Raw genomic sequence first — 15,188 nt, 5'->3', positions numbered from 1 at the left:
TTCATTCTGTTACGTCGTTAAGGTTGAGACCAAGATCCTCGATAATTTTCTTGAGGATTTCATACTTTTCAATAATTTTGGGATAATCGGCCCATTTCTCGCGGAATTCGGCCTCATCCTCGTTGAAGATTGCATCCTTGAAGAGACGGAAGTCGGAGGACTTATACGGAAAGGAGTCATAGTCGGGGTCGCCGTAGTAATCCGGGTAATACCTGAGGAAGCCGACTTCATAGACGAGGGTTTCGTCCTGATAGTCCATCCATCCGGGGAAAGCCTCGGCAGGATAGGAGTCGTAGTATTCCTGACTGACGGCATAGAAGTCGTCAAGAGCCGGATCAGAGTCGCTAAGATTATCATCGACGATACTGCGTACGAGCGAGCGGCTCAGCGAGCGGGCATCCTCGGCATCAATGTCCATCCATTTGGCAGCATTTATGGCGAAACAACGCCAGCAGCTCAGGAAATCCTTTGATCTCCAGTCATCATCATTGTACTTGTCAATCTCAATAGTCGCAGGGATAAGTATAGAATATGGTTTGAATTTTCCTCCCTCCACGTTAATGTAGGGCAAGAAATATTTTTCGATCATTGCGGTGACGTTCTCCTTGTCAGTCTGATCCTCAAGATATGAGAAGCGATAATGTTGCTCCATATCCGAAGTAAGATTCCAATCGAAATCAATTGTTTCTTCCTTGATCATACCGTAGGCATCAGTATAAGTGGCAAGATGATCGTTAAAAAGGAGATAGATTCCGGTGCGCTCCTTGAATCCGCGGCGCAGCTGTGCTTCCGGACTGTTGTCGGAAGCATCTACTTCGAAATAATTGGGAAAGGCGGGACCGGGAGTCAGATTCTCATCGTCGGAACAGGCGCAGAGCACCGGTGAGATGATGGTCAGGAGACCTGCCATGAATTTATTTATGGGTTTCATTGTCGTTGCTTGAAAAATTATTTATAAAAAACTTTACGGATAATGCTGATCACCAGTCGTCGTCATCATCCCAATCATCGTCCCACCAGTCGTCATCATCATCCCAGTCATCACCGCCGTCACCCTCCGGCTTGGTGGAGAGATAGGGGCTGCGTGACGGACGGCTGGCGTTGCCCAAGGAGACTTGGAAATTGCGGATGTCGCGTGGCAGAGGAAGCGTGTAAGCACCATCGTTCTTTTCAAGACGATACCAGTCTATGCGGTCAATCACATCATCATAATCTTTTCGGGTTATGTAATAGTACCCGTGTTCGATGACCTTGCTCCACGGATATGGCTGGCAGACTGTGTAGCGGCGGAGGTCAAACCAACGGTGGCCTTCGATAAGAAATTCACGTGCGCGTTCGTCACGGATAAAATCGATAAGATCGTTGCCTGATTCATCCACGGATACTTTTCCGCTCATCCTCGTAGCGAGAAACTTTTCAAGGGTGGTGCGTGCGGTGGTCTCATCGCCGCTATAGGCTGAGGCTTCGGCGAGCGTAAGGTAAGCTTCGGAGGTACGGAAGGTGAACACGCTGCCGACAGTGTTGATCGGTCCCCATGCCTCGGACTGTCCGTTGAATTTGCGGAATGCATTCGGACGATTGAACTGCGAATTGCCTATGTAACGGTTCTTACGCAGGTCATCAGACGAATAAAGGGCTACCATCTCATCCGAGACGCGCCATTTTGCCATGTTTCTGCGTTCGTCGCTGAATAATGAAGCTACCATGTAGTCACCCATGGAGAACAATACTTCAGGTGACGATGCGTCGAGGCAGGCATCGCCGGGAGTTTTACTGCTGAGGGAAAGCAGGCGGCTGTTGATGTCGAGCACTTCGCGGGCTTTCTTCACGGCATTTGACCAGTCCTGCATATAGAGATAGACGCGGCTCAGAAGCAGCTTGGCCGTAGGGAGTCCGGCGCGGTAAAGCGATTTAGGTGTCGTGCCTTCAAGATATTCTTCGGCGTTCCGGAGATCCGAGATAATGTTTTCGTAAGTCACCTCAAGATTCTCTCTGGTATATTCCTTATCCTCGACCACCTCGGAGTATTTCATCGGGAGACCTACGGTCGATGATGCGGTCGATGGAGCGTAGGGCTCGCAGTAGAGGTTGGCAAGCATGAAGTAATAGAGACCACGGAGGAAATAAGCCTCACCTTTCACACGACGTTTGGCCTGCTCATCGATCTCAGTGGGAGCGGGCTGCTCGTCAATGAGTGAGATGACCATATTGCAGACGTTGATGCGGGAGTAAAGGGTGTTCCAGTACTGTGCGTCACCGCCGGAATAACGGAGATTGTAGTCAGTACCCGTGTCCTGCTGCCATGTGTAGAAAGGGAAAACGGTGTAGTCGTAATAGAGGAGGTCATTACCGGTATATTCCGTCATGGTGATCTCGTCGGTCATGTAGTGGAGGAAATCGAAATCCGAGTCACGGTTCTCGGTACCGACACTGTAATTCGCGCTTACGATACGGCAGGTCTTGATGTAAGCGTCGCCGAGGAGGACTTCATCAAGGTCTTCCCAGCCGGTGACCTTGGCAAGATCCTGCGAGTACTCTTCAAGGAAGGAATCACAGGAGGTGAGGCTGACACCACAGAGCATCAGACCCACACCGTATATGGTTTTCTTTATTGCGTTCATGATTAATAGGTTAGAAAGTTACGTTAAGACCAAATGAGAAACCGGGACGGTCAGAGAGCTGAATGTTGGTGAAACCTCCCTGTGTCGGAGTCTGACCTTTGAGCTTGGAGTCACAGATGGTGAAAAGGTTTGTTCCGGTTGCAGTCAGTTCAAGACGCTTGCAGCCCCATGGTCTGAGGAGTTCCTTCGGGAAATCGTAGGAAAGGCTGAGGGTCGATAGTTTGAGGTAGTCGGCACTCACGACACGGAGATCCGAGTAGTCATACATATCCCAGTATGATTCTGCGATGGTGTTCACCTCATCCATATTGTCGGACCAGTGGTTGAGATACTTGTAATAACTCGGATGGTTTTCAGCGATGATGGCAGGAATATTGGTGTGCTTCTCGTCGCCGGGCTTGAGCCAGCGGTCGAGGTAGTCACGGCTGAGGTTGTTTTCCGACTTGATCTCACCGCTCTTGGCAAATACACCGTCGCTGCCTACGCCTGCACCATACATACCGAACAGACGGGTGTTGGCACCGAGGCTGTAAGTGAAATTGGCGTTGAGGCGGAGATTTTTCCAGCGGAGCATGGTCGAGAGGTTGCCTGACATGATGGGTTCACGCGAACCGGTCGCGGTGAGCACGGATGTGTAGGTGTCATACTTGCTGAGACCTTTCAGGTCCTCGGTGTGGTCAAACCAGTCATCGAACATCGGACCGCCATCCACGGGGCTGAGACCGAGGAATTTGTAGGAATAGAATGTTCCGACCGACTGTCCCTTGATGATGGCATTGCCGTTGAGGAAGTCCTCAAGCTCGTAGGATTCGCCTGCGGGGAGACTCTTGATGCGGTTGATGGCACGCGAGAAGTTTGTCGAGATGCTCCACTGCCAGTCGCGGCGATCAATCGGGCGCACGGTGATGCCTATTGAGTAACCGTCATTGTCGATATCGCCACCGTTGACGATGTATGACTCATAACCGTTGACGGTCGAGATGGTCTTTGACATGAATGCGTCCTTTGTGCGCTTCCAGTAGAGAGAGGCATCAAGCTGAAGCTTGCGGTTGAAGAAGCCCCATTCGAAACCGAGGTTGTAGCTCGTGGTCTTTTCCCAGCGGAGATCGGGATTGGGATTGCGGCGAACGGTTGACATGTACTCGCCGTAGAACTCATTGTATGCTTCCTTCTGTATGATCATGACGGGTGACTGGTCAGAGAGCATGTTGCCCTGATAGCCGTAGCTACCCTTGATGGAGAAGTAGTCAAGCCATGTGAGCTGCTTGAAGAAGTCGAGCTGGGCGGCATCAAACGAACCAGAGACAGACCAGATCGGGAGAAGCTTGTCGTTGGCACGGTCACCGAAGCTGTTCGATCCATCGACACGTGCGTTGGCGTTGATGAATATAAGACGTTTCCAGTTGTAGCTGGCGGTGATGTAGGCCGAAAGGATGTTCTCTTTTGAGTTAGTAAGGGTGGGCACGTTGTCGGCCAGCCATGCGGCATAGACGGGATATTTGGTCATGTCGATACCTGTGGCGAAGCTCATGCCTCGCTCAGGGAAATAACCACGGGTGGTGTTGGAATAACCCTTGTAGTTATCAGAGTTGGCCTCGAAACCGATACCGCCGCTGAAGTTGTGGATGTCATCGTTGAAATACTTGTTCCAGTCAAGCTGAAGACGCGCGGTCCAGCTGCGGAGATCAGTGGAGGTGTGGGTTAGTTCACCACCTTGCGGCATCAGTGTATCCTCATCAGCGGGTGTGCCGTATTCGCTGCGGCGGAGTTTTGCCGCATGGTATGTCTCGGCACCCCAGAGGCTGTTGACTGCAGTGTTGGAGGCGGTGTAGGAGAATATGGCGTTGGCCGAGAGCCAGTCGGTGATGTTGAAACGGAAGTTGGCATCGAAACTCAGCTGATTGCCGTTCTGATCTACACCGCTGTGATCAAGCTCATTAAGGACATTGAAGTTGTAGCCCACTCCCTGATACTCCCTGCGTTTGTAATAGTAATAGTGTCCGTCGGAGGTGTAGGCGGGGATTGCACGGCTCGCACGGTAGGCATACTGAACCGGGGCGATCTCGTTCTGATAATAGCTGCGGTCGCTGACAGTGCCTTTGAGGCTGAAAGCAGCCGTAAGCCACTTGGCGAAGTTTACGTCAAGGTTGATCATGGCATTGTAACGCTTGTTGGTCGTGCCTTTGACAATGTCATCATCGTCGGTGAAACCGAGCGAAGCGTAGTAGGAGCTGCGTGAGCCGCCGCCACTGAGGGTGAGGGTGTGTGACTGCGAGAAGCTGTCGTGGGTGAGGAGCTTGAACCAGTCGGTATTCTCTGTCTCGAACCATGCAAGCTGACGGTCAAACTCGCTCTGGTCGATGCGTCCGGCGTAGAGTTCGCTTATCAAGTATTCGAAACCGACAAGCGAGTAACTGTTGTCATAGACATAGTGATCATTGAAAAGCTGCTTCGACAGTGCGATGCGCTCCTTGGAGTTGAGGACATCGACCGAGCTGTCGGTGTAGCGCGGACGGCGTTTCCATGTGAAATTGTTGGTGTAGCGGATCTGCGGTGCACCTTCCTTACCGCGCTTGGTGGTGATGACGATGACACCGTTGGCGGCCTTCGTTCCGTAGAGTGCGGTAGCGGAGGCGTCCTTCAGCACGTCGAGACGCTCGATGTCCTGCGGATTAAGACCTGAGATGGCGTTACCGAGACGGTTGATATAGTCAGGGTCATTAAGCTCGTCGGGCGAGATGGGCACAGGATCTTTGACAACGATACCATCCACCACCCAGAGAGGCTCGCGGTTACCGATGATCGAAGATGTGCCTCGGATACGGATCTTGGGAGCTGCGGCGGATTCGCCTGAGTTGGACATATACATGAGGTCGGGCACCTGTCCTTCAAGCATCTGGTCAATCGAGAGTGCGTCCGGGCGGAGGATGTCCTCGGCCTTTATCGAGGTGATGGCTGAGGTGGAGGCACGCTTGTCGATGACCTGATAACCGGTCACCACCACGTCGTCGAGCTGATTCTCGTCGTCCTCAAGGGTTATTTTGAGCGGTTTTCCGTTCCAGTTGATGTCCTTACGTTTCATGCCGATATATGAGACCACGAGGGGGACGTTGGTCTGTCCGTCGGCAGGGAGCGTAAAGTTACCCTCCATGTCCGTGGCGGCAGCCACCTTGGGTGACTTCTTCAGCCATACGGATGCTCCGGGGAGGGGTTCGCCGTTGGAATCGACCACACGGCCGGTGATACGCGAGCCGTTGGTCTTGGCGGCACGCTGTTTCGACAATACGATCGACTTGTCGATAATCTCGTAACCGAGACCCATCTGCTCGTTGATCACATGGGTCAGGATGGCGTTGAGGTCCATGTCATGGTATGAACCGGTGACGGAACGTCCGGCGATGTCGTTAAGAATGCCTTTGTTATAGACAAACTCGTAGCCGGTGGCTTTCTTGATGATTTGGAAGGCGGCTTCCGGCGAATCACCGTTGAAAGTCAGGTCGTAGTTGCTGGCGAAGAGCGTCACGGGGACACACATCAGAGCAACCAACAGGGTAAGGATTCTGCGTTTCATCTAATATTTAATGATTGGTTAAATACTTGTGGATAATTTTATAGGTATTATATATTAAGGTATGCTGATGGGTGGATGCGTATTGGGAGGGTTCTGTCAGTTGTCGGTACGCGTTATCCGCACCTTTCCGTCATCGACACTGAAGCGTATGCCCCCACATTTCTCAAGGATGGATATGGCGGTCGTGAAGTCGGAATAGCGCGGGATGCTCCCCATGAATTCCTCATTCTCCAGTGAGCTGTCGGCAAATTCATACTCGAAGTCGTACCATCGGCTTAGATCCTGCATGATGCGCAGCAGTGTCTGGTTCTCGAAAACGAAACGGCCGTTGCGCCACGATGTGATAACGTCCGTATTGACCTCCCTCACGCTTACTTTTGAATCCGTTGAAGCAAAGACTGCCTGATGACCCGGTGTTAGGAAAAGTTCGCCTCCGACTTCGTCGGCACGCCTGATTGAGACCTTGCCTTTCTCAAGAGTGGTGTAGATCTCGCGGTCCTCAGGATAGCAGCGGACGTTGAACGAAGTGCCATAGACACGGATCATCTGATTGTCGGTCTCGACGTAGAAGGGGCGCAGGCTGTCAGTCGCCACAGCGAGATAAGCCTCGCCCTCGACGCGGATGTGGCGCATATCGTTGCCGAACGCGTTGGGGTAGTAGAGGCGTGAAGCCGAATTGAGCCATACTTCCGTGCCGTCCTCAAGCTGAACCTTGAACTCACCGCCTCTGGGGACATCGAGGCAGAGTTCGTGCCCGATGCTGTCGGTCTCATGTCCTGCAAGCAATATGGTGGTCACTTTGGCGGTGTCAGTCGCGTTCAGGACCACATTGTGACCGGCCTCATCCGAGAGTACCGCACGGGTCACACCGTGTTTGATATCCTCGACGCTCTGCGGAATTTCCGTGCGCGAGGCAATCGGCGAGTCAGAGACCCGCATGTCCATCCGGCCGACGATGATCGAACCGGCCACAAGCACCGCGAGCACTACCGCGGCGGCCACGCTCCAACGGCGGATGCGGCTGCTCCACAGCATACGGTTGACCTGATTCTGCATGTCGCGGCAGGGGCGCGAGGAATCAACCATGCGCCACAGATCGAAGGTATCTTTCAGGACTGCAGGGTCGGTGAGACGTCCGTATAGTCTGCGGTTGGCCTCGCTATCGTTAAGCCATGCCTGCAGCTCGGCCTCCTCGGCAGGAGTGAGACGGCCCGACATTTTCTTTAATATAAGTTGACTTACACGCTGCATAGGGTGGGGGTAGAGGTGGGATGTGATGTGAAGGATCTTGGAGAGAAGACCGGTGACCGATCGGTTTTTATTATATTTTGGTTAAAATGGGTTTCGAAATGTGATTTATACTATATTCGCAATAGGTATCAAAAAGTATATCCCGAAAGGCAGATTTTTTTAATTTTTCTTGTCGCTACTTGCGGTTGACTGACATTTTGCAAGCATTTTTGTAGGTTTTATAAACATATTTCGTAATTTTGTCCTCCCACATCCAGTCCATATCAGAAAAATTGCATACGGCCGACGACATATTCCGAATGTTTGTTGCCGGAAAAATGGCACCGTTCTATGACCGCTATTTTCCGGGAATGGTGATGTATGCCTCGCGGCTTTTAGGCTCGGAACTGGATTGGATGGCCGATGACTGCGTGCAGGATGCCGTGCTGGACACCTTCCAGAAGCGTCACACGTTCAAGACGGCCGAACAGTGGCGTGCCCACCTTCTCGCCTGTATCCGCAACAAAGCCGTGTCGGCTCTGCGCAAACTCTCGGCCATGCGTAACTATACTGATTCAGGGGAGACGCCGCTCCACGAAGCTGATGCCAACCGCGCGCTGATCGAGCATGAGACACTTGACCATCTGTATGCGGCCATAAGGAATCTTCCGCCGGAATATCAGGAACTCCTGCGCATGAGCTTTGAAGAGGGATTAAAGAACGCTGAGATAGCGGCTGCGCTCGGAGTGGCGGAAATTACCGTGAAGAAACGCAAGGTCCGTCTGCTCGAAATGCTACGTAAAAGTATGGGTGACCATACGGATTTCATGACGCTTACCGCCCTGCTCACGACAATGGCAAAGGCAGTCTGAACCGTGTCCTGTCCGGCTTCTGTTTTTACCGGTATTGATGATGGTCGGGTGGCGATGATATTGGATAGATTATATGTGAATGAATGATAACCATAATGGTTTATGGTTAAAAATTGACTATTGGTATATTGGATGTGTTAATGATTGTTAACTATTTGTGGAGGGTAATTATTATCCGTACTTTTGTGTGATATTGTGCGATAGGCTCGCCGGTTATCATCTCCTATATTGCTTTAATCAATCTTTTTGGACATCACATTGTATATTATCGCGGCCGGTAGGGCGGCCAATCCATCATGGCAAATATAATAACATATAGGATAAATCTAAAAAAAACCATGAGTGTATGAATTTAAGTCAGAAAACTCGTTACTGGTTGGCAATGCTGCTGACCTTGACCTTCTCACTTTCAGTTTATGCCCAGAACATCACAGTGACCGGTACAGTAATCGACAATACCGGTGAGCCTCTTATGGGTGCGACTGTCATGCAGAAAGGCACTCAACACGGTGTCGCAACCGACCTTGACGGTAACTACAGCATTACCGTGCCGTCCAACGCTACTCTCCAGTTCTCCTACATCGGCTATGATGACAAGGATGTCGCCGTCAAGGGTCAGACCCGTATCGACGTCACTCTTGAGACCAACGCCACAATGCTCGACGAAGTCGTGGCCATCGGTTACGGTACGGTGAAGAAAAAAGACCTTACCGGTGCAGTCTCCTCCGTGTCGGGTTCCGAACTCGCCAAAGTCCCCGTGACCTCGGCGGCACAGGCACTTGCCGGTAAGGCAGCCGGTGTAAATATTGTGTCGCAGAGCGGTGCTCCCGGTGCCGGAGTCAATATTACGGTCCGTGGTGGTGCTTCGATCACACAGAGCACCAAGCCTCTCTATATTGTCGATGGCTTTGCTATGGATGACGCACTCTCTAACATTGACATCAATGACATCGAGACTATCGACGTTCTCAAGGATGCATCATCAACAGCGATCTACGGTGCGCGTGGTTCTAACGGTATTGTCGTGATCACGACAAAATCTGCAAGCAGCGGTAAGACCAAGATTGACTACAACGGCTTCGTTTCGTTCGATGTCCTCCCCAAGAAGCTCGACGTAATGGACAATGCGCTCAACTATGCCAACTACCAGTATGAGTTGATAGCCCTTCGTAACAACTACGGTCTCTTCACGCAGGTCTATGACAATGATTTCGATTATGCCAACGATCCGTCGTTCTACACAGGTGTGTATGATCGCATGAATCAGATGTATGGTAAAGACGGCGCACTTAACTATGCCCTTGACATGCAGGAAGAGGGTTTCGGCGGAAGTGCAGTGACTCAGAACCACAGCCTGTCAATCTCAGGTGGTAACGAGAAGACCAAGTATCTTATCTCATACAACTTCATCGACAACGATGGCCTTCTTGCCAATCACGATTATGCCCGCAACTCACTCCGTGCGAAAATCAACTCTGAACTTTTCAAGGGTGTGAAACTTGATTTCTCATCGTTCTTCTATGGAGCCTCAACACACGGTGGCGGTAAGTTCGATGGTCTTGACGACCTTGTGAAGTATCCGATCAACGGCGGTACCATGCTCTCTCAGGATGAGCTGCTTAACACCCAGACTCTCGGAGTGTACCGAAGCATGACTTCACTCTACTCCGCTACCAACCAGCTCGTTCAGAATCGTGCGGCTACGAGCACGAATCGTGCCCGCCGTCTTGAACTCAATGCCGGAATCACAGTTGATTTCCTCAAGAATTTCACATGGCGTACTTCAGGCAATTATGTGACATCTTGGGGTAAATCCACATCATTTGCCGGACCGGAGGGTACAGGCTATCTTCTCGACCCGATCAATACAGGTATGTCAGGTTCAATCGGTACATCCGAGGGCTACAACTGGCACATTGCAAATACCCTTACCTATCAGAATACGTTCAACGAGAAACATGACCTCACCGTCATGCTCGGTCAGGAATACTCTTACAGTGAAAGCGAGAGTGTATCGCTCAGCCTGAAAAAATTCCCGAATCCGAACCACGGTCTCGACTACATCAATACTACAGAAGTATCAAGCAAATCAACCGGCCATTCACACAGCAATATGCTTTCGTTCTTTGGCCGTGCATCCTACACCTATGATAACCGCTACATCCTTACCGCGACAATGCGTGCCGACGGCAGCTCTAAGTTCGCACGTGGCAACAAGTGGGGCTACTTCCCCTCGGTATCGGGTGCTTGGCGTATATCGCAGGAAAAATTCTGGCAGGAGAACTCAATTGCTGAATGGTTCAACAACTTTAAGTTCCGCGCAGGCTACGGTATCACCGGTAACAACGGTATCAGCGACAATCTCTACACTACTGCTGTGACTCTCAGTTCGTACCCGATGGACAATAACGAACAGAACCCGTCGTTAATCCTGTCCAACGAACTTGGTAACCGTAACCTCAAGTGGGAGACGCTCCACGCAACCAACATCGGTATTGACCTCGGTATGTTCAACAGTCGCATAAGTCTTGGCGTAGATTGGTACAACAACCAGATCTCCGACATGCTCATGTCCTCGACCATTCCCTCAACAACCGGTTATAACAAGCAGATGCAGAATGTCGGTAAAATGCGTAACCGCGGTTGGGAATTCTCACTCAATACCGTTAATGTTTCCAATAAGGACTTCTCTTGGAGCACTACTCTCAACCTCTCGTTCAACCGTTCTAAGGTCATAGAGCTCAACAACGGTCTCGATTATAAGACTTTCAATGCCGGTAGCTCACTGTCCGGTCAGGTGACTTATTATGCAATGGTAGGTCAGAGTCTCGGCGATATGTTCGGTTATAAGTACATAGGTATCTATACTACAGATGACTTCATTGACAACGGTGACGGCTCGTTCACTCTCAAGGATGGAGTTGTGAAGCCTTTCGGTGGAGAGGCAAAACCGGGCGATATGAAGTTTGCAGCTGACAATGAGGACGGAACTCAGTTCACCAAGGAACTTGTAAAAATCGGTAACGGTACTCCGACCTGTATCGGCGGTTTCGGAAACTCCTTTACCTTCAAGGGCTTCGATGCCAATATCTTCATGAACTTTGCTCTTGGCAATGACATCTATAATGCGACTGCACAGTCCCTCAGCCCCTATGGTCCCTTCCAGAACACTCTTGATAAGTTCGGTTCCAACCACTATGTGCTCATTGATCCTGCAACCGGTCGTGAGGCAACGACCCTTGCCCGTCTCAAGGAACTTAACCCCAACGAAAGCTCACGCCTCTGGTCATTGACTGAAGGCAACTCGTCAAATATCATCTATCCCTCATCCTATTTTGTGGAGGATGGCTCTTACCTCCGTATATCTCAGGTGACACTCGGCTATACTTTCCCGCAGAAGTGGATGAAGGCGGCTCGTATCAGCAAGCTTCGTCTTTACTTCACCGCCAACAACCTCTACACGTTCACACATTATTCAGGCTATGATCCTAATGTGTCCTCAAGCAACGATGACGTGATCTGTACACCCGGTTTCGACTCACGTGCATATCCCGCTTCACGCAGCTATGTTGTCGGCTTAAATCTCTCGTTCTAACGGATTACAACACAAATGAATTTAAAGATGAAAAAATATAATTTCAACGCAGTGCGCAATCTCGTTGCGGCCTTGGCTCTCGTGGGCAGCGGGTCAATGCTCCTTACTTCATGTGAGGATACTCTTGACCTCAAATCCTACACCAAAGATGATGTCGAATTCGCTTTTGAAAACGAGAACAATGCCGATTTGTTCGTGCAGGGTATCTACAGAGGTCTTGTACATGAAGAGTTTTATCGTCAGGCAAACACCGGTGAGATGACAACCATCGCCGCCGAAGATGCCTTTGAGGGTAATAAGCACTATATCTCCAATTATGCTTACGATCCTACCGCTCCTTACGTGTTCGGCTCGACTTACAGTGAGTCATACAAGAAGATTGAGGCGTGTAACATAGCTATTCACCGTCTGAACGGTATGGAGCAGACCGACAAGATCAAAGCCCTCATCGGCGAGACTGTGGCTCTCCGCGCTTTCCTTTACTTCAACCTCATCCGTCTTTTCGGTGATGTTCCTTTCGTGACAGAGCCTCTTGAATTGCTCGATATAGAATCAGAGGACGTTTTATATCCCAAACGCTATGACCGCGATAAAATTTATGACTTTGTCATAGACGAGATGGCAGCGACAATCGAGGATCTTCCTTGGTTCAGCGAATGTGGCTACACCGAGCGTATCAACCGTAACAGTGCTTACGGACTTCTTGCCCGTATATGCCTCCACGCTGCCGGTTACTCGCTCCGTTGGGATCTTGAGACCAACTCCGAGGCTTCGCTCCACATGGGACAGCGTGAGGATCAGGCACGTATCCGTGAGCTTTATACCATCGCCGATAAAGCCCTTGCTGCGGTAATCGGTAGTGGCGAAAACTATCTTCTCCAGTCTGCCAACGGAATGTCGGGTTTCCAACGTCTGTTCTACAATTTTGATCAGCGTAACTTCGGTGAAGTCGCACCCGAAATGATGTGGTCAATAGCCCGTCTCGGCACGAATGTCGGCAACACGACCCTCGGTGTCTATGTCGGAACTCCCGGCGGTAGCCAGTATGCCATCTATGGGGCACGTCGTGCTCTCCAGTGCAAGCTCCCGACTTTCTACCTCTCCTATGACGAGAACGATACCCGCCGCGATGTGACCTGCTGCGCTTACAATCCTCGTGCACTCGGTGTCACTACTGATGCCGAGGTCGCTAATGCAGGCACAACCTACTCGTCCATCTGCTCCGGTAAATACCGTATCCAGTGGCAGGTTGAGCCGAGTGCTGCCGCACAGCGTAATGTAAACATTCCTATGGTACGCTACGCAGATGTGCTCCTGATGTATGCTGAAACTCAGAACTATCTCAACAACGGCCCGACAGCAGCTGCGATCTCTGCTCTCCAGCAGGTGCGTGACCGTGCCGGAATCGGCTCTATGTCCATTCCGTCAGGCCAAGATGCATTTCAGGACGCGCTCCTGCAGGAGCGTATGTGGGAGCTCTCCGACGAATTCCTTCTCCGCACAGACCTCGTGCGCATGAACCTTCTCGAACGCGAGGTAGGTAAGGCTCAGCAAGCTCTCAAGGATCTGTCCAAGCGCGAGGGTGATTATGCGGACGTTGCCGTGTATCGTCTCTACAAGTTTGAAAAGGATGAGAACAAATATGGCACAACCTTCCTCGGGCTTGATTACATCGACATCACTGACCCTGATGAAATTGCAATCGTTGGCAGATCAAGCATTCCCACAACGGGAACTAACAAAGACAACTTCAATGCGCAGCTTAAGGAAATTGCTGCCGCTCATGGTAAAGATGCTACTGCTTCTTGGTATGTCACCAACATGTTCCTTTCATGGGATAACACTTGGAATAAAAACGGCCGTATAGCAGGTGGCTTCCGTATGGGTGGTGAGAACAATCAGCTTCTTGTCGGTAATACGATTGCTCAGAAACCTACCGGCTTCGCTGAAAACAGGAATAATTATCCGGATTGGATCGACGGACCTTTCGGACTATATTTCGGCTATGTCCACAACAGAACTGAATTGAGCCCCTTCGCAAATCAGGCAGCAGGTCATCCGCTGGTTGACAATCCCCGCCTTACCCAGCTCCCCGGATATCCCGGATATTCAGGTGTTCATTAAGATCATTCTCCCTATGCCAGAGGTTTCTAAGTTAGATTTTCTTTGGCATAGGGAATTATAAAAAGTAAATTAATCAACCAATTTTATTACTAAAACATTCTCTTATGAAGAAAACATTACTTTTTGCAGCCGCTCTTACGGCTTTTGCAGCTAACGCTGAAGTTTTTGATTACAGCTTCAGAAGTGAAACTCCCAATGCGCAGTTCCCCTTCTTAAATGAACTCGCTAATGCAGAAAGCCCCTTCTATTACCCCGGTAACTATAACTTAGTTAACCAATATGGTGTAGCATTGCCAGAAACCTACGGACTCAAGGTTCTTACTGTTCCTGAAGGAGAAACAGTCGGTGTGGTAGAAACCGGTCTTGCCATTTCTTTCCTTGACGGTCAGATCTACAAACTCTCAGCCAGTGCCCAGCCCGGTGGCGATGTTGCGGATGTTGAGGTAATGCCCGAAGAGAATTACAAATATCCCTTCCTTTCTTGGGGTTCAAAGGGTGTAACCCGTACAATCTTCATGCCCGGCTGGGGTACTGAGGATGCTTGGGCTGATGCAGACTATAATGCAGCAGTTGAATCTGATTGGGTAGCTACCAAGAACGGTGTTCAGTTTACCCGTCTTGGTACTGATGGTGTCGTTTCCCGTCAGGACACTTACATCCAGTATCCCGCCGTTACAGGCAAGGTAACAGTGACCGTATGGGCCGGCTGTAACCTTGGCGGTACTGCTAACCCCGACAATGTGCTTAAAGTAGCCGTAACCCCCGTATTCGACGGTGTTGCAGACGAAGAACAGACCGTACATATCGAAAAGAATGATCCTGTCACCAAGCGTTACTACAAACTTGACCCCGTCACTTTTGACGCAACCGGCAAGAATCTTGCTGTCCGCGTAGGTGCTGACGGTGCCCAGCTCAACCTCATGTATGTCCGCATCGAAGGTGAACCTGCAACTTCTGCTATCGAAGATATCATCGTTGACGAAGCTAACGAAAACGCTCCCATCTACAACGTAATGGGTATTCAGGTTGACGAGAACTACAAGGGTCTCGTTATCAAGAACGGTAAGAAGTACATCCAGCGTTAATCGCTCCCGATAAAACGGTGGCTTTGTAAGGGACACATTTCGATGTGCCCTTCCGAAGCAGGAAAGGATCATTCGACAGATAAATGATCC

8 protein-coding genes are annotated in these 15,188 nt (G+C 50.5%); 4 read left to right on the top strand and 4 right to left on the bottom strand.

The genetic code is table 11. The annotated features are described in order from the left end of the window. Position 1 precedes the first annotated feature (1 nt). The 4 genes from K2G41_RS07980 to K2G41_RS07965 all read right to left on the bottom strand — a co-directional run bounded on the left by K2G41_RS07980 (position 2) and on the right by K2G41_RS07965 (position 7,443). A complete protein-coding gene (locus K2G41_RS07980; RefSeq protein WP_300117092.1) occupies positions 2–931 on the bottom strand; it encodes a hypothetical protein in 930 nt (309 codons plus the stop codon). Between the two features lie 49 nt (positions 932–980). After that, positions 981–2,621, bottom strand: a complete 1,641-nt coding sequence (locus K2G41_RS07975; protein ID WP_300117091.1) for a RagB/SusD family nutrient uptake outer membrane protein — start codon at positions 2,619–2,621, stop codon at positions 981–983. 10 nt (positions 2,622–2,631) lie between these two features. After that, positions 2,632–6,192 carry a SusC/RagA family TonB-linked outer membrane protein gene (locus K2G41_RS07970; RefSeq protein ID WP_300117090.1) on the bottom strand — a complete coding sequence of 1,187 codons (3,561 nt, stop codon included), beginning with the start codon at positions 6,190–6,192 and terminating at the stop codon, positions 2,632–2,634. 96 nt (positions 6,193–6,288) lie between these two features. Further along, a complete protein-coding gene (locus K2G41_RS07965) occupies positions 6,289–7,443 on the bottom strand; it encodes a FecR family protein (RefSeq protein WP_300117089.1) in 1,155 nt (384 codons plus the stop codon). 317 nt (positions 7,444–7,760) lie between these two features. On the opposite strand from K2G41_RS07965, the gene K2G41_RS07960 reads away from it, so the two are divergent. The 4 genes from K2G41_RS07960 (at position 7,761) to K2G41_RS07945 (ending at position 15,098) form a co-directional block, all read left to right on the top strand. After that, positions 7,761–8,294, top strand: a complete 534-nt coding sequence (locus tag K2G41_RS07960; RefSeq protein ID WP_300117087.1) for a sigma-70 family RNA polymerase sigma factor — start codon at positions 7,761–7,763, stop codon at positions 8,292–8,294. A 346-nt stretch (positions 8,295–8,640) separates the two neighbouring features. Continuing rightward, the gene (locus tag K2G41_RS07955; RefSeq protein ID WP_300117086.1) at positions 8,641–11,889 is read left to right on the top strand and encodes a TonB-dependent receptor; all 3,249 of its coding nucleotides are present in this window, start codon (positions 8,641–8,643) and stop codon (positions 11,887–11,889) included. A 27-nt stretch (positions 11,890–11,916) separates the two neighbouring features. Further along, positions 11,917–14,013, top strand: a complete 2,097-nt coding sequence (locus K2G41_RS07950; RefSeq protein WP_300117085.1) for a RagB/SusD family nutrient uptake outer membrane protein — start codon at positions 11,917–11,919, stop codon at positions 14,011–14,013. Positions 14,014–14,117: 104 nt separating this feature from the next. Then, the gene (locus tag K2G41_RS07945) at positions 14,118–15,098 is read left to right on the top strand and encodes a hypothetical protein (RefSeq protein ID WP_300117084.1); all 981 of its coding nucleotides are present in this window, start codon (positions 14,118–14,120) and stop codon (positions 15,096–15,098) included. Positions 15,099–15,188: the final 90 nt, after the last annotated feature.

The sequence above is a fragment of the Duncaniella sp. genome, assembly GCF_029056165.1.
GTDB lineage: Bacteria > Bacteroidota > Bacteroidia > Bacteroidales > Muribaculaceae > Duncaniella.
This window is presented reverse-complemented; position numbering and strand designations above follow the sequence as displayed.